Raw genomic sequence first — 22,609 nt, forward strand, 5'->3', positions numbered from 1 at the left:
CAGCTTGCGGTTCGCTGCCCTAAATAGCAGTTTTGGCGTTGCAGCGCCACGCCCAAGGGCGGCCCGCAAGACCGTCGCGGCGATGGAACTGCTTTCGGACAAGATCATGCTGCAGCAAGAACTGGATCACGACGACGTTTCGACAGTCACACTGACCTGAAGGCATGAAAGCCGCCGCATGTAGGGGGAATTGCGACGAGAACAACCAGTTGATGCATGTCGCCCGGAAGTGTCCTCGTTCCGGAACCACGACATGGACAAATCAGAACCTTGAGGCAAGATGGCGATGGAGCAGGCCGAGCGCGCCGGTTTTGCGCAGGTCGAGGAACGATGTTCTGGGTCACCCCCGTTCGTTGCTATTCCCGTGAACGACGTCGACCGTACGGCCGGACCGCTTGGATTGCGACTGGCGCCGCGCCACCCGGTCGGCAACCGTATTGGGACCGGCGCGAGCGACCGTTCGGCGACGTTGGCGCCGAGGAGGTAAATCAGTTAAAACTAATTCAGACGGAACTATTGTCTGCGATTTCAGGAGACGACATGTCCGAGGAGCATGTTGAGCGTCGGCTGGCGGCGATCCTGGCGGCTGATGTGGTCGGCTATAGCCGTCTTATGGAGGCCGACGAGGAGCACACGCTCAATCTCCTTCGGCAGCATCGACGGGAGTTCTTCGATCCGACCGTCACCAAGCACGGTGGACGCATCTTTAAAGTGATGGGCGACGGCTTCCTGGTGGAGTTCGGCAGCGTAATCAATGCGGCGCGCTGCGCGGTCGAGATCCAACGCGGCATGTCCGAGCGGAATGCCGGCATCCCCGAGGCCCGGCATTTCAAGTTCCGCATTGGCATCAACCTTGGCGACATCATCGTCGACGGTGATGATTTCCATGGCGACGGCGTCAATCTTGCGGTGCGGCTGCAGGGGCTCGCAATACCCGGCGGCATCGCCTGCTCGGAAGTGGTGCGCCATGAGGTCGGCAACAAGCTGGGCGTCGACTTCGCCGATCAGGGCGCCAGGACCGTCAAGAACATTGCTCAGCCGGTGCACGTCTATTTCGCCAACTGGGACCAGGGCGTCTCGCAAGTCGAGACGCATATTGCGGCCGAGAGCGTCCAGACACTGGTGCGGTCCGACAAGCCGTCGGTGGCGATCCTTCCCTTCGCCAATCTGAGCAACGATCCCGACCAGCAGTATTTCAGCGACGGCATCACTGAAGATATCATAACCGACCTCTCGAACGTCTCCGGCCTGTTCGTGCTCAGCCGCAATACCGTGTTCGCCTTCAAGGGCAGGACCGACAAGATGGAACGCATCGTCAGGGAACTTGGCGTCGGCTACATTGTCGAGGGCAGCGTCCGCAAGGCGGGAAACCGGGTCAGGATCAATGCCGAGCTGATCGAGGGCGCCACGGACGGACACGTCTGGGCTGCCCGCTTCGACCGCGACCTCACCGACATCTTCGCCGTGCAGGACGAAATCGCCAAGGCGGTCGTGGCGCAGCTCAGGGTCAGGCTCCTGCCCGAGGAGAAGAAGGCTATCGAGCTGGCGCCGACGGACAGTGTCGAAGCCTATACGCATTATCTTCGAGGCCGCGATTACAGCCACATCGCGACCAGAGCGAACCACCTGATGGCCAGACAAAGCTACATCAGGGCCATCGAGCTTGATCCGGGATATGCCCGCGCTTATGCAGGCTTGGCGGTCTGCGACGTACGCCTTCAGTCGATCTACGGCTCTTCGATCCAGGTGGACGACATTCTCGCGACCGCCGACAAGACCCTGGCTCTGGACCCGAATCTGGCCGAGGCGCATTCAGCCAGGGGCTTTGCCCTGTCCCTCGCCGACCGCCGCTCCGAGGCCGCGGCGGCGTTCGAACAGGCCCTCACGCTCGACCCCAACTGCCACGAGGCCAACCGCTACTATGCCGAGTTCTGCGTGACCGGCGGCCAGTTCGAGCTCGCCGCGACGTACTTCCTGCGCGCGATGGAGATTAAACCGACCGACTACGGCGCACCGGTCATGCTGGTGAACGTCTTCCGCACTCTCGGCCAACAGAACGACGCGGAGCTTTATGCGCGGATCGCATTGGAGAGAGCGGAAGAGGAACTCCGCCTGCATCCGGAGAACGCCAATTGTGCCTGCCTGGGAGCGATCGTGCTGGCCTTCCTCGGTGAACGCGACAGGGCCGCGAAGTGGCTTGGCCGGTCTCTGGAAATCGACCCTAGCGATATCAACGTCCAATACAACGCCGCTTGTACCTATGCGTTGCTGGGGGAATTCGAACGCTCGATCGACCTTTTGGAAGTCTGGCTACCGCAGGCTGGCGCCGAGATGAGACTCTGGTTCAAGAACGATTCCGATTTCGCCTCTGTTCGCAGTCATCCCCGCTACCAGAAGTTGCTCGAGCTCCTGCAGTAGCGATGCGCATTGTTCTTGAGGCAATTTTGTTGCCGACAATCAAGAACCGTCCTTCACGAAGAATTAACCCGACAAACCAACGCCCTCGCCACCTCACGGTTATTATGGTACGTTACTAATATAACCGAGAGGTGGGGAATGGGTACCCGGTTCAGGCTGTTTGTTCAGCCTCCGTTCGAAGACCCTACGTCAAGCCCTGAGATCATTGCGGTTTCTTCCCCGCGAGGCAGCGTCGGACCTGGCCCGTCCGACGATCGTATGTATGTCGTCGAGCCGGTCGGCAAGACGCGGCCCTATGGCGTCAACCACGGCCCGTTGGGCACGCCCGTTATCTCCCTGCCGCCCTGGACGCGAGCGATCCTCGATCCGGCCGTTCCCGATGAGGAAGGCAATTTCGATCATTATCAGCCCTCGACGCCCGGCTTCGAAGCAGCCCACGCGTTCGGGTGCGCGCGCTTCACCCTCGACGTTTGGGAGCGTTACATCGGCCAGCCGATCACCTGGCATTTCCACGATCACTACGACCGTCTGGAAATTTCGATCCTGCCGGGTTGGGACAACGCCCAATACGGCTATGGCTTCCTTGAGCTCGGCAGCCAATTCGTGAAGGACGGACGCACGCTCCCGTTCAGCCTCGACTTCGATATTATCGCGCACGAGGTTGGCCATGCATTCGTCTACAGCGTCCTTGGCATACCGGACCCGGGCGCTGAGTTCCCCGAATATCTAGGCTTTCAGGAGGCCTTTTCGGACTGCGTTTCGTTGATCGCGGCCATGCATTTTCCCTCCGTGATCGATAATGTCCTGACGGTGACGCATGGGAACCTCTACATCGCCAACCAACTCTCTCGATTCTCGGAATTCTCGCCGCACCGCCAGATACGCGAGGCCAACAACAAGCGGACGATGGCCGACTTTGCCAACGGCTGGACCGACGAGCATGCACTGTCACAACCTCTCACGGGCGCCGTCTTCGACATTCTGGTCGATGTCTTTCACGAGAGCTTGGTGGCTCGAGGACTGATCTCGCCGGAGGCCGAAAATCTTGCCGACCTCGCCGAGATCGATCCGGCCGCCGAGTTGCCATTGCAGGAAGTCTTTGACCGCGATTTCGCTCGCAACCCGGAAGGTTTCGTCGAAGCCCTGCTCGACGCGCGGGATATCGTGGGTACCTATCTCGCCGAGACGCTTTGGGCTCTCGCCCCGGATTTCCTGGACTACGGTGACGTGGCGAGAACGATGCTCGCGGTCGACGACAGCATGACCGGAGGAGAGCTATCGAGGATCATCTTCCGGGATTTCGACCGAAGAGGGATTTTTCGCTGCCGTGCCGGGCCTCGCCTGACGAAGCCAAACCGAAAAAGCCATGTTCATGAGGGCCGAATCGCCCGTCCACTAGACCAGGCGCGCCTGCCGGACATGAGCTATTTCGAGAAATATTGGATGTCCAGAAGTGGCGCCGATCTTTGATCGACATGCAGATGATGGGGTGATCCATGACGAGTGAAACCATTCTAAGTACCTCAACCATACATTTGTTCGGTAGAGTTCTTGAAGATTTGAGGCTCAAGAAGAGGGTCGATGGGGGACGGCCTCCAAGGCTTGGCAACAACAGATTCCTGCAGAACCAGATCGACGCTTCCGGTAGCCTGCTGGCAAGGATCTATGCGTTCACCTTTGAGGCGCAGTTCTACGAGCTGGCCCGACCGACCATACTTCTTGTCCACGGGCCTGGCACTGTCGTTGATTATCCGGCCCCAGAGGACACCGATCTCAAGGTCATGAGCCGCGGTCCAAGCGACCCTGCCTATACCGGACTGTCATCGCAGATAGGCTCGTTTGCGCGCGGAATGCAGGTCTGGGTCTACGACAAGAGTGACCTGACAATGCGGCTGGAACTCGACACCGGAACGCTCGAGGATGTCCTGTTGAGCGCAGAGCTGGACCCGGGTTCGTTTGGTCGATCGGGTGGAGCAATGGGCAGATCCGGCGGCGCGATGGGGCGATCTGGCGGCGCCATGGGCAGGTCTGGCGGCGCGATGGGACGGTCCGGTGGCGCCATGAACCGCGGCGGGCGCGGCGATTTGGACTAGCGTTTCCGATCTTTAATTGAGAAGGCCGAAGGGAGATGGGCCATGGCGAGAGTAGATATAGTATGTGTCGAGACACGTGAAGGGAATGCTGTAAGAGGCAAAGATCCGGTTACAGTCGATGTGACGGTAGCTCCAGAGTGGTTTAAGAAAGCTGAAGACTTGAAAATTAGATTTATTTACGCTGACACCTTGGAAAGCAGCGATTACGTATCAGTATACGATGATGGCTATATATCTGTCGGAAGCCCAACTGAAATACATTTCAAGGTTAAAGCAGAGTATGGTGCTTCTCCAGGAGAATACTATGTTCAGATCAAGAAAAAATCAGGTGAAACGATTGCAAGTGGCCCTGAGGATGGAACTATCACTGTATCGTAAAGTTGATCACTACCAAAAACATATGCTGTAACGAACCGTAACGTCACAAGTCGCATCGGCATCAGCGGCTCTGCCCTCACGCCGGCAAAATCTTGCCGGGGTTCATGATGTCTGCGGGCCAAGCATCTGCTTGATCATGCGGCTTCCGCGGCGGCCTCCTCCAAGTCTTTCAGCTCGCTCCTTGTTACGAACGAACCTCGGCTCTCGGAAGGCCGTTCGACTTTGGGCGTTCTTGAGAGCCCCAACCATGAGCGCCAGAAATCAGCCCTTCGCCCCCTCCGCCTTGCGGACCGACGCCTGGTGCACCAGCGAGGTCCAGCTGTTGGTCGAGGCGAGGTGGCAATAGAGCAGGCCGAGCGCACCTGACTTTCTGAGGTCGAGGAAAGCCTCGTCGCTCAATTTGTTGAAGGCTGCTTCGTCGATCACCTGGAAATCGGTGAGGTTGAGCACTTCGCCGCCTTCCAGCGTCACCTTGCTCTGGCGCGGCGAAAACAGGCCATGCGCGTCGATCTTGTCGACCATCTCGCGGGTGGCCCTGAAGTCGATCTGGAACTGGTTGCAGAAGGCGAGCGCCTGCTTGGTCGCCTCGGTCGGTTCGTTGCCGCTGAAGAACGGCAGCACCTTGTCGTCACGGAACGGTGCCACGAGCTGGTCGACGACGCGCTCGCTCGCGCAGTCGACGCACAGCGTCAGCCGGCCGGCCGACGTCGGGTCCTCGGCCAGGATGAAGGGATAGCGGCGGACATAGGCCGGGATGTAATGCGGCGCGTTCCACATGCCGTCGGCATCGACGAACAGGTTTTCGTCCTGGCGCACGCCGGTGATGATAACAGGCGCCTTGCCGGCGCCGATGAACACGATCGGATAGGAGCGCATCGCCGCCGGCATCTCCGACGCCACCACCGGAATGGCGTGCGCCGAGCGCGCGAAGGAAAAATCGCTGCGCGCGGTCAGCCCCAGCGAGCCGTGCCGGATCGGGTTGAGCGCCTCTGGCCTCGTATAGAACAACGGCATGGCGTCGCCCCCCTTTGCCGGCGCCGTCCCTGTTTTCGCACCACTCTCAGCCATCGTCCGTCCTTTTCTCCCGCAAGCCGGTCAAGCCGGCCAATCAGCGTCCGGCGTTGCTGCCGAAGCCCTGTCTTGTCGCGCCAGGCGCGTATCGAAACAAAGTACTACAGTGTCGCCGGCACGCGTAAAAGGACATGGGCTGCCGTAATTTGCGGTTTGCGGCGATGAATTGTCTTGGGTGCCGAGCGCTCCGCGCGATGGCGCACAATCCCAGGAAAGTGTTCGACGGTCTTCCGTCCTGGACTCCGGAAATAATGAGTTCTGGACAGCTCGAGGCGAAGCGGCGACAGTGCCGCGCAAACGGCTTTGAGGCGAGCGCAATGGCGGCGGCGGCGGATTTCGAACAGGCGATTGGGCAGGCGTTCATCATCGAGACCACAGGCGGGCGTATCTCGCTCGAACTGAGCGCCGTCAACCGTATCGCGGCCAGCCCGCGCCCGGGCGGCGGTTTTTCCCTGCTGTTCCGGGGACCGCGCGGGATCTCGCTGCCGCAGGCGACCTACAGCCTTGCCGGCACCAGCGGGGTCCACGACATCTTCATCGTGCCGGTTGCAGCCGACGCGACGGGGCGGCTCTACGAAGCGGTGTTCAATTAACGCCGGTTTTGAGCTGCAGGGCCGAAAAGCGACAATCTTAGCCGTCGCCGCCGCCGCTCACTGTCGCACATCTCTCCCCGTAAACGGGGCGAGAGTAGCTGGCGGCAATGCCCTCGCCCTTCTTGCGGCGGGCGACTGGCGAAATCATCAACGAGGCGTCCCTCTCCCCGTCCCTATACGGGGAGAGGATGCCGGCAGGCAGGTGAGGGGCAGCGCCAACCACGATCATGGATCCGCCGGCGAACACGCCATTAGATCATAGACGCCCTTATCCTCGACGACGACAAAGCCGAGATCGACATAGAGCCGCCTTGCTGGGTTGTTCTTCTCGACATGGATCGATATTAGTTTGCCGGCTAAGCATGCCTCGTCTATCAGGTCGCGCAACAAGGCGCCACCATAGCCCTTGCGGCGATGCACAGGCAAAAAAGCGATGTCGATGATGCGGTGTTGGCTTGGCCAGCGCTCGACATAGAGCCGGCCGATGTCTTGCCCGGCATGGCTCACCACGAGCCAGTCGGCCTGCGGATAGTGCTTGTGGTAGTGCGCGTGCTGCGCCTGGAACTGCATGTCGAGAAAGGCGGCCTTCTGCGCCTCGCTCCAGTCCGTCACGGCGAGCTCTTCCATGCGGGTCGAGGCATAGAGCCGCGACAGGAAGGCAATGTCCGCCTCCGCGGCGGCACGGAAAGCGAGTCCGGCCTGCCGTGACCGGGACCACGCCGGAGCGGGATAGACCAAAGCCACGCCGCTTGGGGTCAACGTCAGACCGGCGGCGTCAGGTCGCGCACCACCGCGATCTGCTTGAGGTTGCCGGTGGCCAGCGCCGTCCAGCTCCACTCCCATTCGGAACTGTCCATGGCCATCTGGTTGATCGTCCACAGACCATTGGTCCCATCGTTCGTGATCATCATGCTGAACAAGGCAAGCCGACCATCGGCATTGTAGTCGAGCGACAGCCGTGTGTTGGCGCCGGAGGCGCTGAAATCACGCCATCCAGACCAGTTTTGGGTGGCCGCGTCGTATTGGGCGTTGAACGAGTGGACATGCTGCTGGTCGGAGGCGACCAGCATGATGTCACCGTCCCCCTGGATGCCGGCGCAGAGCGTGTATCTGGGAACCCTGCTGTAACCGGGCGTCGCCCAGTTCGTCCACGTGTCGGAGCCGGCAGGCAGTTGCTTGGTGTGCAGGACCTGGCCCGGCTGCGTCATGGCAAAAAGATTGGTGGCGCCCAGCGGGCCGACGATCGGCGCCATTTCCGTGAAAGGATAGCCGGCGTCGATCTGCACCCATGGCGTCCAGTCGGCCACCGTCAGCGCTTGGGCCTTGGCCTGCTGGCAGCGATAGAGATGAAGGGCTGAGTTGATGCCGAAGAGCGCAATGCGGCCGTCCGCCTGGCGCAGCGCCGTGACCGCCACGAGCTGGCCGGTCAGTTGTATCCAGGCGCTCCAGGGCTGTGCGGGCGGCCTGAGCTCGTCGACGGTGACGACGATCGGGGTGGATGTGCCGGGCGGCGTGATGGTTTTCTGCACCTGAACGATCACGTCCGGGTTCTGGTAGATCCACCAGATGCGGCCCTGATTGTCGGTGAGGAAGATTTCGACGCGGCCGTCAGCGTCGCGCGCCATCGAGAGTTTCTGGTAGCTTGTTGCGCCGGGCGGGGCGCCAATGCCAACCGGCGGATTCCATTTTTCGACCGGGCCGACCTGGTTGGCGTCCTCCGTGATGAAAGACAGGTTGGTGGTGCCGGTCGGTTGGGCCACCACGGCGACGCGCCCGTCCTTGGTGAGACCCGCGGTCATGATCACCCAGGCGCCGGCGGCGATGGGAGACCATGCGGCAGGCCACGCCCCGTTGGGCGCGACTTGAGCCTTCTGGATCAGCCGTCCCGCCGCGGAATCGATGCCGACGACCATCAGCCGCGACAGTTCGAAGAACGACACGCCTGGCACGTGCCCGGTTGGCGCCGCATGGGAGGGTAAGTGAGCGTCTTCGTTAGCCATGGTAACGGCCCCGCCTTGTTGGCTCGAAAATCAGGTTCTCGGTGGGAACACGCCCTGCAGGGCGATGCAGAAATTGCAGGTGAGATAAGGCTGCAGATTGTTGTGCGGCTGGTCACCGCCGGCAGGCGCGAGCATGTTGTCGTTCATTGGCGTCAGCGCGGGTATCGGCGTCCCTGGAACATAGGCGAAAGCGCCACCGGACTTGCCGAGAATTCTCGACGGGCTGGGTACCTGGACGTCGGCGACGTCCTGGGTTCCGACCATAACGCTGTGCGCATGGATCGGTATTTCGGTTTGGAGCAGCGTCACCGTCTCCGAGCCGCTACTCTCTCCGAGATCGTGCAGTGACAGGCCAGGTCCCTGACCGGGGTGCATTGGCGCGCTGCCCTGGAGATTGGGCAGCGCGAAGTTCGACTTGCCGTCGCCGCCATAAGTCGTGCCGAGCAACGAGAACAACGCCGTGTTCTGCGACAGCGGCAAAATCTGCCCGTCGCACAGCGCCCAGCCCTTGGGCGCGAAATTGAACGGGAAAATGCGGATTTCCGCAACGAACGGATCGGCCATGACGGTCCTCTCAGGTCTGCGACGGGAAAATGCCGAACAGCGAGATGATGAAGTTGATGCATAGATACGGCTGGAAATTGCTATGCGGCTGGCTGCCGCCGACGGGTGACACCATGGTCGCGGCCATCGGGCCATCGGGCGCCTGGCCATCGATGTACATGAAGATCGTCCCCGTCGTCTGGTCGAGGACATTCCCGCCCGGATTGGCCCCGGTGCCGGTTTGGCCCGATGCCAGCATGGGATGCGAGTGAGCCGGGATCTGCTGGATCGACAGCGTGATTTCCTCCGCGCCGCCGGTCTCGGCCAGGGTGAAGCCGTTGCCCTGGTGGAGCGGTAGCCGGCCACGCAGGTCGGGCAGCGCGAAAGTGCTTTCGCCGTCGCCGCCATAGGTGGTGCCGATCAGTTGGAACAGCGTCTCGTTTTCCGAGATAGGCAGCAGTTGTCCTTCGCAGAACATCCACCCGGCCGGCGCGAAATTGCCGGCAAACATGCGAACTTCGCCAACATAGGGTTGTGCCATGATCGCGTTTCCTCAGGTCTGCGACGGGAAAATGCCCTGCAGGGCGATGCAGAAGTTCAATGTCAGGAAAGGCTGCATATTGAGGTGCGCCTGCGAACCGCCAACATTGGCGATGCTGGCGGGGTGCAACGAGGTCAGGTTCGTAGCCTGCGCATAGCCATTGTTGAAAGCCCCCAGGAAATTCCCGGAGTTCAGGGGCACCGTGCCGTTGGCGTTCGTCGCTCTCGCCTGGTGAACATGGGTCGGCAATTCCGCAATCGACAGCGTGTGGGATTGCTCGCCGCCCCGCCCGCCGAGGTCATGCCCGTTGCCGACATGGATCGGGACCCTGCCCCGGAAATCCGGCAAGCCGAAATTTACCCGGCCGTCGCCGCCAAAGGTCGTGCCGAGCAGTGAAAACAGAGCCTGGTTCTGATTTATGGGAAGCAGTTGGCCGTCGCAGAACGCCCACCCCTTGGGCGGGAAACCGAAGGACATGATGCGGATTTCGGACAGAAACGGCTCTGACATGCGATACCCTCCCACTGCCGCTTCGGACTATACACGTCACGAATTATAAGTCTACTGGTAATACTTATTCCGGATAAATTTTCATAAATATCCACCGGATCGCTTACTGGCAACTTCAAGTATATTGTTAACTATATACTTTACAAGCCTCGATTGAGGCGTATGTAAGAATCGCCTGGCGAGTTCGTCGCCCGTTCAGACTATGGCGTCGAATAGAAGCCCGCCGTACCACCGGTGCCGATCGTGACACTGACAGTGCCGCTGTTGATGGCTTGCACATAGCTCATGACAGCCGCGGCATCGGTTGCCGCGCCCGCGTAAGCCGCGGCGCCGCCATGCAAGCCAACATGGACATCGAACCGCGTGCGGAGACGGATGTCTGTGCCACCATTGGCACCCGAACCTGTGAAATTGTTGGCCAGGCCGCCAGCACCGCCGAGGGTCAGCGAGACCGTCTGGGCGTCTCCAGCAACCGTGCCGGCGTTCAGTTCGAAACCGTGGTTGCCGAATGTGCCTGGATTGCTGGCGGTGTTGCCTTGTACCACGGCCGTCAGCTTGTGGTTGCCGCCGTCGACCGCATCACCCGTCTGCAGCAGAATGCCATCATTGTTGTACTGATAGAGCAGGTTGTTGGTGATCGTCACGCTGGAATCGGCGCCGCCCAACGTGACGAAGCCGATATCGCTGCCCTGGGCCGATCCGCTGTTCGCCACGCCGGCGACGCCGATCGTGTTCGAATCGATCGTGCCGTTGAACGAGCTGGCGCCGGAGCCGGTGCTGATGCCCAGAGCCGTGCCCAGCGCATCGCGCATCGTATTGTGGGCGATGTTGAAGGTCAGGTTCGCCACGTCGCCGGCGCCGCCCGAACTGATCGTGATGCCGCCGCCGCCCGAGACGATGTTCTGGTTGTTGTTCGACAGCGTGTTGCCGAGCGCTCCAGTGGCGCCGCCGAACACCAGATCCGACTGGACGTTGCCGTGCAGATCAAGCTGGAACAGGTCGCCGCGCGCGGAGGTGAATGTCGAGCTCTGGACGGTCGCGTTGAAGACGCCGTTCGTCGCCTGGAACACCAGCGCGTCGCCTGACGAGTTTCCTGCGGCGGCGTTGGTCGCGAAGGTCGAACCGGTGATGGTGATCCGGTTGAGAGTCTCGCCATTGTTGTTAAAGACGTGGAATGCGTCCAGCGCCGCGCCGGTGAAGGTGGAATTCGAAACCGTAGCGGTGCCCTTGAGGCCGGTGAAATAGGCATTGCCTTCGCCGACGCCGGCAACGCTGGTGCCATTGCTGCCGTTGATGATCGTATGGTCCAGCGTGAAGCCGGTGACGTTGTTGCCCAGAATGCCGTAATTCTGGAAGTCGTTCATCTGCAGGCCGTTGAGCTGCACATCCGTCGTGCCGTTCAGGTAGATGCCGACGCCTTGCGCGGTGCTGCCATCCGCGCCTGTCTTGCTGGAGATGACGCCGCCGCCCGAGGCGCCGACCGTTGCACCATTGCCGGTCACATGCAGGCCACCCAGGGCACCCGTGGTGTCGAGGATAATGCCGGTGGCACTGCCGCCGCTGGAACTGATGCGCTGGAACGTCAGATCGCTCGCACCGATCGTCGTGTTGGCGACGTTGAGTGCTGTGGCCGTGCCCGAGCTGATCACGCTGCCAGTGCCGGTCGCACTCACGGTGCCGCCGCCCGTCGCGCTGAAGCCGGCGACGTTCGAGCCGGTCAGCGTCAGCGTGTTGGTGAAATTGATCGTCGATCCGCCGTTGCTGGAAAGCGCTATACCGGCGCTGGAGCCGGTTGCCGACACCGTGCCGCTGAAGGTGGCCGTGCCGCCGGTGCGGCCTGCGATGCTGATGACGTTGCCGACGGCGCTCGTCTTGGCGATCGACCCGCCATAGGTGATGGCCGCGGTGCCGCCGCTGACGTCGAACGCGGTGCCCGAGGCGCCGCTCAGCGCACCGGTGCCCAGGTTCACCGTGCCCGTGACGTTGGTCAGGGCGACATTGTTGACGCCGCCGCCCGAAGTGGTCGAGGTGAAATTGATGCCGGCCGCGATGCCGTTGAGGTTGATCGCTTGGGCGGCACTCGCGCTGATCGAGCCGGTGGTGACATTGACCGTCCCGCCATTGGTCGCGGTGAAGGCCGTGTTGGAGCCGCCCGTTGTGACCACGAGGTTGGCGAAGCTGACGGTCGAGGCCTGGCCGCCATTGTTGATCGAGACGGCGGCGCCGGTGGCATTATTGTGGGTGACGGCGCCGGTGAAGCTGACTGTGTTGGCTGCCGTCGCGCCGGAGATGACGACGCCGCTGGCGCCGATGTTCGACGTCACCGCGCCGGCAAAGCCGAAGCTGCCGCCGGTGCGGTTGGTGATGCTGACCGCGGTGCCGATAACGCTGGTGACCGAGCTCGTGCTGTCGAAGCCGAACGCCGCATTGCCGCCGATCACGGACAGGCCGCTGCCGCCCGTGGTATCGACATTGGTGGCGGTGACCGTTCCGGAGGCCGCGCCGAATTTGATGCCGGTCGCGGCCGAGGCCGCGATGAGGGAGACATTGGTCAGCGTCGTCGTGCCGGTTGCGCCGGCGCCGAAGTCGATGTCGGCGGCCGTGACGTTCCTGATCGTCATGTTGCTGATCGTGGCATTCGCCGTCGCGCCGCTGATGCCGATCGCGGCATTCACGCCCGCGCCGTCGTCGCCGTTGATGGTAAAGCCGTCGATGATGTTGCCGCTGGCCGAAAGCGTGATGACGCTGCTGCCATCGGCGCTTGTCAGCGTGGTGGTGCCGCCCGGCGTCTGATCGGCGATGGAGATGGTGTTGCTGGCCAGCTGGATCGTCGACGGCACCGTCAGCGCCAGGTTGATGTTGCCATTGTCGAAGCCGCGCACCTGCTGGCCGGTCAGCAGGTTCAGCGTGTCGTTGCCATTGGTGCCCTGTGCGGTGATGGTGCCGCCATCGTTGACGAGGACGATGATGTCCGTTGCGGCCGCGTTGAATTCGGCGTCGGCCAGCGTCGCCAGATTATTCTGGTCGCGGCCGCTGCCGTCGCCGGTCGACGCCGCGCCGACGAAATAAACCTTGCCGACACCGAAGCCGAGGCCAGGCGTGGCCTGGAAGTTCACATCCTTGAAATTGTAGGTGCCCGCGGCCGGCGCGACGGAAGCGTCGATGCCGACACTGGCACTGATGGTCGACAACTGGTCGGCGGTATCGCCGTCGCCAAAGGTGAAGGCGACGTTCGTCGTGCCGTTCAGGAACACGCCGGTGTTGACGCCCGCGATGCTCGAACTGTTGCCGGCGAGGTTCGCATCGCCGAGCCGCACCGTCTGGCCGCCGGTGGCGCCTCGCAGGTCGACGCCGATCGAGGTGCCGGCGGCGGCGGCATTGGTGACGTCGAAATCGTTGGCCGTGATCGCCGCGTTGATCGTCGAACCGTTGAGGTCGAAAGCCACGGCCGCGTTATCGTTCAGGCCGATGTCGAGACCGTTGAAGGAAAGCGCCGCACCCTGCGTGCCGGTGACGTCGACGCCGCGAGAGGTGATGCCCTGCAGACTGACCGTGCCGAGCGCTATGGCGCCGCCGCCCGAGGAGGCGACATTGGCCAGCGAAATGCCGGTCGTGGCGCTGGTGGTGGATACCGAGGAGAAGTTGAGCCCCGCCGCGCCGATCGTGATGCCGCTGAGGTTCAGTGCGGTGCCGCCGCTGGTGGTGGCGATCGTGTTGCCGCTTCCGCCGGCGGTAACAGTGCCGGCGCCCGTGGCGCTGAACCCCGTGCCCGCCGCCGTGGTGATCGCCAGCCCACCGCCGCCGAAATTGATCGCCACAGGGGCGCTGTTGCCGCTGATCGCGACGCCCGCGCCGGTCGAGCTCATAGCGATGGTATAGCTTGCGCCGTTGATGTTGAAGGTGCCGCCGGTGTTGTTGACTATCGTAACGCCGGAACCCGCACCGGTGAAATTGTTGGATGCCCCCGAGGCGGTCACTGTACCCCCGGTATTGTTGTTCAGGTAGATACCGTTGCCATTGGACGTCAGGTTGCCGCTCAGCGAGACGAGCCCGGCCCCGGCCAATCGGTTCTGGACTTCAAGGGCTGTGCCGGCGGCGGCCGACATGGTGGCGCTGCCCGAATAGCTGACTGCCGCCGTGCCGCCGCTCACGATGAACGAGACAGCCGCGGCGCCGGTCAGCGCGCCCGAACCAAGGTTAACCGTGCCGCTGGTGTTGACAAGGTTCACATTGGTGCTGCCGCCGGCGGACGAGGTCGAATCCAGGGCGATGGTTGCAGAGACGTTGGACAAGGCGATCGCCGTGCCGCTGGTTGAATTCACGCTTTCGGTGCCGCCAGTGGCGGTGATGCCCATCGTGGCGCCACCCCCTCCGGAAATGCCGACGCCGGTCGTGGTATCGATCGTTACGCCGCCGGTGAAGCTGGTCGTGCCGCCGGTCTGCGTAAGGCCCGCGCCGCTCGTCGTGTCGATGTCGGCGAGGCCGGTGACGTTGAGCGTACCACTGGCCCAACCGATGCCGCCGCCGGTCGACAGTACGTTGTTCACCGTCACCGTGTTGAAGTTGAAGGTGCCGGCATTGGTGTTTATCGCGCTGATGCCGGCGTCCGCCATGCCGGAGATGTTGGTGGCGCCGGTGACGGTGAAGGTCCCGGCGACGCCGTCGAAGATGATGCCGCTCGCGCCGCCGGTCGCGGTGACGCTGCCGATCGTCATGCCAACCGTCAAGGGGTCGAGATCGATGGCCGTGCCGGCCGTGGTGTCGACCGAGCCGCCGCTGCTGTTGAGCGTGAAAGTGGTGGCTGGCGGACCCTTGGCATCGACCAGCAGGCCGGTGCCGTTGTTGTTGAAGACGGTGAACGTGCCGAGATCAAGCGTGCCGCTGGTGCCGGTCAGGCTGAGGCCGTTGCCCTGCACCCTCGCGGCTGTCGTGCCGATGTCGAGCGTACCCACCGAGACGGTGCCGCCGGCGCCGGTCGAATCGAAGGTGACATTGCTGAAGGCGAGGCCGCCGCCGGTACCGCCGGTGACCGTGTTGCCGGCAAAAGATCTGACAGCGATCGAATTCTGCGTCGCGTTGATGTTCTGGCCGACGAACGACGCTGCCAGCGCCGATCCCGTCGATTTCAGCGTGTTGCCGTCGATCGACAGCAGCAGCTTGTCGGCCGTTGCGCCGCCGCTGGTGATGAAATCGAGCGCCCTGCCGCCGGCGGCGATGTCGTTGTTCCTCAGGAAGAAACTGGAGGCGGCCGACGCGCTGCCGGAAATACCGGCGCCGGTGCCGGTGTTGCTGATTATGAGGTTCTGGACGCCACCGGTGATCAGGCCCGAGCCTGATGTCGCCAGGCTGACGACCGATCCGGCGTTGTTGCTCTGCAGGACAGGCCGCAGCGTATCGATGCCGGCGGGGGCCGAGACGACCGTCGAGTTCTGCACGGTGGTGAAATGGAACGACGCCCCGGCGCCGCCGCTGGCGTCGACGCCGAGCTGCGAGACATCGACGGCAGCGTCGCCGCTCTTGAAGGCGAGCAGCACCTGTCCGTCGTCGAGCTGGAACGACGTCCCGCTGAGATCGATGGTTTCCTGGCTGCCGTTGACGTTCTTGTCGATCAGCACCACGACGTTGGCAGTGGACGCCTGGGCGCTGATATAGCTACCCGGATTGGCAAGGCTGCCGTCGCCGGTGCCGCCTTCAACGACGTAGTAGACGCTGATCGTCGACAGGTTCGAAATGTCGCCGGTGAAATTGACGTCGTTGAAATTGTAGTTGCCATTGGTCGGCAGCGTGTCGGTGGCGTGGATGACCTGGCCGCCGGTGGTGGCGATCGACGATTCGGCCGGACCCTGGCCATCGCCGAAGACCAGCTTGGCGTTGGTGGTGCTGGAGAACTGCACGCCATAGCCGACATTGGCGATGGTCGAGGTCTGGCCACTCGGACCGGGGTTGTTGTTGACGAGGTCGCCGAGCTGGATCGTGCCGGTGCCGGTCGTGCCGGCCATGTCGATGCCGATCGTGCCGGCGAAGCTGCCGCCATCGACGTCGAGATCGCCAGCCGTGATGTTGCTGGCGCCGAGCGCGGCGCCGCTGAGGTCGAGGCCGATCGCGTTGGTGGCGCCGAGCCCGATGTTGAGGCTGGTGAAATCAAGCGTTGAGGCGAGCGTGCCGGAAATGTCGACGCCGCGCGACGTGATGCCTTGCAGGTCGACCACGCCGAGGCTCACGGCGCCGCCGCTGACATTGTTCAGCGCAATGCCGGTCGCCGCCCCGGCGACCGTGATGGAATCGAAGGTGACGCCGCCGGCGCCGACTGTCGCGTTGCCGAGGTCGAGCGCGGTGCCGGTCGTCGTGGTGATGGTGTTGCCGCTGCCGCTGACGCTGACCGTGTCGGCGGAGGCTACATGGAAGCCCGTTGCGGTCGTTGTCGTAATGGCAAGGCCACCATTGCTGAAGTCAATCGTGCCGTTCGGATTGCCAGTCAGGCTGACGCCGTCGGTCGCGCCCGAGCTGATCTGCTTGGTGGCGCCGGAGAAGGCAACGGTCGCCGCCGTGCCGTTGTCGATAGCGGCAACGATGATGTTGCCGCCGGCTGTCGCGTTGTTGTCGGTGAGGTTGCCCGACAGCGTCACCGAGCCGCCGGTCAGTTCCTGGATCGAAACCGCCGCGCCCGTGCCGTTGCTGGCGATGGTGCCGCCATAGGAGATAACGGCGTTGCCGCCGCTCTGATCGGTCGCCGAGCCGATATTGAAGGACGTGCCCGCGCCGGTGTTGGTCAGCGTGCCGGTGCCGAAAGCGGCTGTGCCGCTGAGAGCCTGCAGGTCGATGCCGTTGCCCGAGCCGAACGTGGCGTTGGTCGAGGCGAAGTTGATACCAGCGGTGATGCCGTCGAGCGCCGCCGCTTGGGCGCCCGTGGCACTGATCGTGCCCGTCGTGACATTGACCGTGCCGCCGCCAGTGGCGGTGAAAGCCGTCGCGCCATTGGTGGTGATGTCCACATCCGCGAAGGTAATGGTGGAGCCGGTGTTGCTGGTCAGCGAAACGCCGTTGCCGCCGATGGTCGCCTTGTCGGTAAAATTGACCAGGCCGCCGGTGCGGTTGGAGATCGTGACACCGCCGCCGGTCAGCGTGCCGGCCGGGCCGCTGTTGGGCAAATTGCCGCGCGTGAGCGTGATGTTGCCATTGCCGCTATCGGCGGCGAGCAGCGTGCCGGCGACGTTGATGTTGTTGTTGGTGATCGACACGTTGGTGGTGAGGCCGTCGACCTTGAAGGCGGTCTGGCCAACGGCGACATTGCTGACCGTGACGCCGTCAACGACGATGCCGCCGGCATTGCCGAAGCCGACCGCGCTCTCGTCGATGAGGAAGACCGAGCCGCTGCCGCCGCTGAAGTCGAAAGCGGTGTTCTTCACCTGATTGCTGCCGAGCAGGTGCAGGGTATCGCTGCCCGTGCTCTTGACCACGCCCTCGTCGCCGGTGACGTTGCCGCCGGTTGCCCCGAGATTGCCCTGGACGTTGATCGGCTGGACCGTGCCGGAGGTGAGGATCGAGTTGCCGTTGCCGAAGCCGGTGATCGACTGGCCCGAATCGAGCGTGAACGGCGTGCCGCTGAGATCGACCGTGCCGACAAAGGCGAAGACCACACCGCTGCCGCTCATGGCGTCGGCGGCGGTCACCGAAATGGTGCTCACATCCGCGCTCAGCCCATCCGTGCCGGCGGCGATGACGCCGCCGTTCTGCGAGACCATGATGGTCCCACCAACCGCGCTGGCCAGATGCGCGCTGCCGGTGAAGGCGACGTCGTCGAAATCATAATTGCCGAGCGTCGGATCGAGCCCGATCGTGTTGACGGTGTAGCCGCCAGCCGCCGCGCTGATCGAGGATTGCCGCCCGTCGGCGGAAGTGCCGTCGCCGAAGGTGAAGTTGGCGTTGGCCGATGTCGCGGTGGTGCCGCCCGACGACAGTTCGACGCCGACGCCGACATTGCTGATGCTGGAGCCGCGCTGGAAGACGATAGTCAGGTCGCCCGTGGTCGACGACAGATCGATGCCACGCGAGGTCAGGTCGCCGGTGCCGGTGATGGTGGTCACGCCGAAATCGGTCGATGTGGATGAGCCACTGAAGTCGATACCGGTCTGGTTGGCGCCGACATTGCCGATGGTCGTGGTGCCAAAGGTCACACCGCCATTGGTGCCGCTGAAATTGACGCCAGCGGTGTTGGCGCCAGAACCGAGCGTCACATTCGTTGTGCCGAAAGTCACTAGGCCGGGATTGCCGCCGATGTCGATGCCATTGCCTCCAGCACCCGATACCGTCACCGCGCCGAAGTGGGCTTCAGCGTTTACGTTCGAGACGGAGACGCCATTGCCGGTCGCGTTGGTGACCGTCAATGGCGCCGTCGCGTTGAAGGACGAATCGATGCCAAGGCCGGCGATCACCGCGCCGCCGCCACCGCTGGCCGTCAACGCCGAGCCGGTGAAGCTGATCGCGCCCACCGTCGGAGCCGTGGTCGAGCCGATTGCGAAAAGGTTGCCGGTAGAGGTCGAGGTGACCGCGCCGGTGAAGGCAACCGAACCACCGGTGATGCCGTCGATCTTGACTGCCGTGCCGGGCGTGCCAGCCGAGCTGTTGATGGTCGCGCCGATGGTGATCGCGGCGGTGCCGCCGGAGACGACGACGCCATCGCCCGTGCCGCTGTTGGTGATGGTGCCGCCGATGCCGATCGTGCCGGTGTTGTTGGTCAGGCTGACATCGGCGCCGGCGATATTCGTGGTGACGAGATTGCTGACGCTGACGGTCGCGGCGCTGTTTTGAACCAGCAAGCCGGGGCCTCCGCCGACCACGGTGTCGATCTTCGTCGTGCCGTTGAAGCTGTAGACGCCGCTGGCGACATTGTTGAGGCTGATGGCGACGCCGCTGATACGGTACAGGTCGACGCCACCGAAGGTGACGTTGCCGCCGCTGGTGTTGCTGATGGCGATACCGGTCGAAACGCCGCCGCCGGAACCATCCACGGTGACGCTGGAGAAGTTCACCCCGGCAGTCCCGATCGTCATGCCGGCGATCTGGATGCCCTTCTCGTCCGGTCCGAGACCGGTCGCTACCGTGTTGCCGGAGCCAGTTACCGTCAGCGTACCGCCATTGACGGCGCTGAAGGCGAAGCCGCCATCCGCGGTCAGGTCGAGCCCGCCGGTGAAGTTGATCGTGCCGCCGGTGTTGCCGGTCAGGTCGATCGCATTGGCCGCGCCGGTGCTGGCGGTGATCGTGCCGGCGAAAGTGGCGCTGCCGCCGGTCATGTTGGAGATTGTCACCGCGCTTGCGGCAGCGGTCTGATTGATGGTGCCGTTGAAGGTGACGTTGGGCGTGGCGCTGCTGATCGAGAAGGCGTTGCTGCTCGTGCCGGTGATGGAACTGCCGGCCCCGAAAGTCAGGGTTCCACTCGAGTCGTTGACGATAGAGACGCCTATGCCGCCGCCGGTAATATCGAGGTCGTCGAAAGTGGCCGTGCCATCGAAATTCTTGGCGGACAGCCCGACATTGGTGGCATTGCCGATCGTCGTGTTGCCGGTGAAATTGACGGTCGCGCTCGAGGCGACAAGCTCGATGCCGGTTTGGCTCGCATTCTGGACATTGAGATCGTTGACCGAAACCGTGCCGGTCACGCTGCCGAGGAAAAGACCTGTGTCGACATTGCTGAGGGTCACGCCCTGGATCGTCAGGCCGTTGATCAAGGTTGCGTTGATGCCCGCGTCGCTGCCGCCCGAAATGTTGAAGTCGAGCAGCGAATTGCCGTTGGCCACTGTCACGACACCGCCGGAGCCGGAATTGGTCAGCGTCGCCGCGCCGCCGCCCGGATCCGAAACGACCTGGTCGTGCTGGACATTGTTGCCGGTGATGTTGACCGGAATGCCGCCGAGCGAGAAGGAGCGGCCATTGCCGAACGAGGCCAGCGTCTGGCCGTCGCTGAGCGAGAAACCTCCGGCCGCATCGATGGGAAATCCTTCGTTGACCAGCACGAAGATCGCATTGTTCTGGGTGTTGGCGTCGGCCAGGTTGATCGCGAGCAGGCTCGATGTCGAAGAACCGTCACCCGACGAGCCGACGCCGCCGACGAAGATCACATTCTGCTGGTCGAACAGCTGCGGGCCGCTGAAGGTGGTCGAGCCGAACGCGTAGTGGCCGAGCGTCTGGTTGAGGCCGCGCGCGTCGAGCGAAGCGGTGCTGCCGGCAATCGAACCGCCGCCGAAGCTGAATTCGGCATTGGCCGAATGGGCCAGCGAGCCCGCTATGCCGAAGCGCACACCGGTGTCGACACCCGAAATGGAACCGCCATTGGTGATGATGATCGAGGCGCCGCCGGTGGTGTCGGCGAGGTCGATGCCGATGGTGCCGGCGGCGCCCGGGCCGGTGATGTTGAGCGACTGCGCGGTGAAATTGGTCTGGCTGCCGGAGAAGTCGAGACCAGAGCCGACGCCCAGCCCGGAAATGACGATGTTGCCGGCCACTACGGCGGCGTTGACGCCGCTGAACGACATGCCGCCGGCGCCGGGATTGGTGATTTTGATGTCGCCGAAGCGGATTGTCGCCGGCGAATCCGTGATCTGGATCGCCGCTCCGGTCGTGTTGGAAATCGTCGTCGAACCGTTGACAGTGAAGCTGCCCGAGACGTGGTCGAGCACCACGCCCGACGTGCCGCCGGTCTGGCTGATCGAATCCAGCACCACATGCGCGGTGATCGGGTCGATGTAGACGCCGACGCCGCCATTGCCGGAGATAGTGCCGCCGGTGGTGGTGAAGCTGCCGCCGCTCGACGTGCCCTGCACGGTGATGCCGCGGTCGGTATTATCAAGCGCATTGACCGTCGCGAAGGTGTAGGTGCCCTGGCCGGTGATATCGAGGCCGTCGTCGAGATTGCCCGACAGCAGCGTCGTGCCGGTAAAATTGTAGGTGCCGTTGTCCTCGATGTGCAGGCCGTCGAGACCGTTATTCGTGGACGTGAAATCGGACGCCTTGACGTTGGTCGAATTGCCGGTGAACTCGGCGCCGTTGCCGCCGGCGCCCGTCACCGTGACCTTGGTCAGCGTCGTGCCGGTGACGTTGTTGCCGAAGATGCCGTCGGCGCCGCCGGTGATGGTGATGCCGTTCAGCGTGTTGCCGGTGCCGAGCGTGATGACGTTGTTGGCGACGTTGGTGCCCTGGATCGTGCCGTCGCTGCCGCCCAGATTGAAGGTGGCGGTGCCGCCGCCGGACAGTTTCGCGGTGACGCTTTGGCCACCGCCGATCACGGTCTGGCCAGTGGCAAGTGTCACGCCGGCAGTCGTCAGATTGCCACTGCCACCCAGGGCAACGACAAAACCGCCATTGCCGGCCTTGGTGACCGCGTCGTTCAGTGTCGTCGGGTCGGCCTGCGTGCCGGCGCCGGCCAAACCGCCATCGGCGAAATAGAACTTGCCGAACGCGGCATTGGTGGCGGCGTTGATGGCGACGCGCGTCGTCGAGCCGCCGATCTTGTCCTGCGACTGGACCCTGACGCCGATATCGCCGCGCACCCGCTCGTTGACGCGCTTGCGCAGGCCTTCGCTGACCGGATAGACCGGGTCCGTGCCGATGGCCCCGGTAGTGTCCGAGCCATGGCCGGGGTTGAACGGGATGTTCAGCCGCACGCTGCCGGCGAACTGGGTGTCGTCACGATTGTCGTTGCGCACCTCACCGGTGAAGGTCAGCGACGTTCCGGTGCCGAAGACATCACCGATCTCATATTCGATGCCGGCCTTGGCGCCGGTGACGCTGCCGTCATCGCCGTGCGGATCCTCGAAATGATAACCGCCAATATCCAGCCGCAGCGAATGCTTGTCGGGCAGGTTGACCGGAACCTGGGCGCCGATCTCGCCTTCGATGCCCCAGGCCGCGTAATCGCGATGGTCGAGCACCGAGACCTGCTCGATCAGCTGGTTGGAGACCATCGACAGGGTTGAGCTGGTCGAGTGGTCGGTCGAGTCGCCCTTGATCGGCACGAAGACGTTCACATGCGCGTCGAAATTCGGCGTGATCGCCTCGACGCCCAGCGTGCCGCCGGTGAACTGGGTGCCGCCGTAGCTCTCGGCATTGAAATAGGCGTAGCCGCCGAGCATAAGGTCGGGGTTGACGATGCGGCGGATGCCGAGGCCGATATCCTGGCCGAAGGCGTCCTTGAAATCGTGCTTGGCCCGGACATCCAGGAACAGCACCGATTCGGCGGTCTGCTTGATCGGGATGAAGCCTTCGAGCGCAGCGTTGCCGCCATTGTTGTCGGCGCCGATAATGGCCCGGATCTGCGGCTGCCAGAGACCGGCATCGTCGCCATAGGCAGCCGCGCCCGAGAGCGCCAGTGCCAGCGACGTAAGCGCCGTCGTCTTCCAGAGATGCCTGGCAATGCTCGAACGGCGATAGCCGGCGCGCACGTGGAAACCCTCCCCACGCGCCGCCATC

General features: G+C 63.2%; 12 protein-coding genes. 5 read left to right on the plus strand and 7 right to left on the minus strand.

Annotated elements, in window-relative coordinates:
• The first annotated feature begins 540 nt into the window (after nucleotides 1–540).
• The 4 genes from EN845_RS23680 (at nucleotide 541) to EN845_RS23695 (ending at nucleotide 4,889) form a co-directional block, all read left to right on the plus strand.
• Nucleotides 541–2,418, plus strand: a complete 1,878-nt coding sequence (locus EN845_RS23680; protein WP_127872904.1) for an adenylate/guanylate cyclase domain-containing protein — start codon at nucleotides 541–543, stop codon at nucleotides 2,416–2,418.
• 138 nt (nucleotides 2,419–2,556) lie between these two features.
• The gene (locus tag EN845_RS23685) at nucleotides 2,557–3,888 is read left to right on the plus strand and encodes a hypothetical protein (RefSeq protein ID WP_127872903.1); all 1,332 of its coding nucleotides are present in this window, start codon (nucleotides 2,557–2,559) and stop codon (nucleotides 3,886–3,888) included.
• A gap of 26 nt (nucleotides 3,889–3,914) precedes the next feature.
• Nucleotides 3,915–4,511: a hypothetical protein gene (locus EN845_RS23690; RefSeq protein ID WP_127872751.1), complete on the plus strand. Its 597-nt coding sequence runs from the start codon at nucleotides 3,915–3,917 to the stop codon at nucleotides 4,509–4,511.
• Nucleotides 4,512–4,553: 42 nt separating this feature from the next.
• Nucleotides 4,554–4,889 carry a hypothetical protein gene (locus tag EN845_RS23695; protein ID WP_127872750.1) on the plus strand — a complete coding sequence of 112 codons (336 nt, stop codon included), beginning with the start codon at nucleotides 4,554–4,556 and terminating at the stop codon, nucleotides 4,887–4,889.
• 261 nt (nucleotides 4,890–5,150) lie between these two features.
• On the opposite strand, the gene EN845_RS23700 is transcribed toward EN845_RS23695, so the two are convergent.
• Nucleotides 5,151–5,957: a SapC family protein gene (locus tag EN845_RS23700; RefSeq protein ID WP_127872749.1), complete on the minus strand. Its 807-nt coding sequence runs from the start codon at nucleotides 5,955–5,957 to the stop codon at nucleotides 5,151–5,153.
• A 320-nt stretch (nucleotides 5,958–6,277) separates the two neighbouring features.
• Here EN845_RS23700 and EN845_RS23705 point away from each other — a divergent pair, with 320 nt between their 5' ends.
• Nucleotides 6,278–6,553: a hypothetical protein gene (locus EN845_RS23705; RefSeq protein WP_127872748.1), complete on the plus strand. Its 276-nt coding sequence runs from the start codon at nucleotides 6,278–6,280 to the stop codon at nucleotides 6,551–6,553.
• A gap of 225 nt (nucleotides 6,554–6,778) precedes the next feature.
• On the opposite strand, the gene EN845_RS23715 is transcribed toward EN845_RS23705, so the two are convergent.
• The 6 genes from EN845_RS23715 to EN845_RS23740 all read right to left on the minus strand — a co-directional run bounded on the left by EN845_RS23715 (nucleotide 6,779) and on the right by EN845_RS23740 (nucleotide 22,581).
• Nucleotides 6,779–7,297, minus strand: coding sequence for a GNAT family N-acetyltransferase (locus EN845_RS23715; protein ID WP_245511789.1), 519 nt, complete (start codon nucleotides 7,295–7,297; stop codon nucleotides 6,779–6,781).
• 17 nt (nucleotides 7,298–7,314) lie between these two features.
• A complete protein-coding gene (locus tag EN845_RS23720; protein ID WP_167531443.1) occupies nucleotides 7,315–8,553 on the minus strand; it encodes a hypothetical protein in 1,239 nt (412 codons plus the stop codon).
• Between the two features lie 30 nt (nucleotides 8,554–8,583).
• Nucleotides 8,584–9,117: a tail fiber protein gene (locus tag EN845_RS23725; RefSeq protein WP_127872745.1), complete on the minus strand. Its 534-nt coding sequence runs from the start codon at nucleotides 9,115–9,117 to the stop codon at nucleotides 8,584–8,586.
• Nucleotides 9,118–9,127: 10 nt separating this feature from the next.
• Nucleotides 9,128–9,637, minus strand: a complete 510-nt coding sequence (locus tag EN845_RS23730) for a tail fiber protein (RefSeq protein ID WP_127872744.1) — start codon at nucleotides 9,635–9,637, stop codon at nucleotides 9,128–9,130.
• Between the two features lie 12 nt (nucleotides 9,638–9,649).
• Complete coding sequence (locus EN845_RS23735; RefSeq protein ID WP_127872743.1) at nucleotides 9,650–10,147, minus strand: tail fiber protein; 498 nt, start codon at nucleotides 10,145–10,147, stop codon at nucleotides 9,650–9,652.
• A 200-nt stretch (nucleotides 10,148–10,347) separates the two neighbouring features.
• Nucleotides 10,348–22,581, minus strand: a complete 12,234-nt coding sequence (locus EN845_RS23740) for a hypothetical protein (protein ID WP_189522897.1) — start codon at nucleotides 22,579–22,581, stop codon at nucleotides 10,348–10,350.
• Nucleotides 22,582–22,609: the final 28 nt, after the last annotated feature.

Origin of the sequence: Mesorhizobium sp. M8A.F.Ca.ET.202.01.1.1, from assembly GCF_004791595.1 — a bacterium.
Taxonomy (GTDB): domain Bacteria; phylum Pseudomonadota; class Alphaproteobacteria; order Rhizobiales; family Rhizobiaceae; genus Mesorhizobium.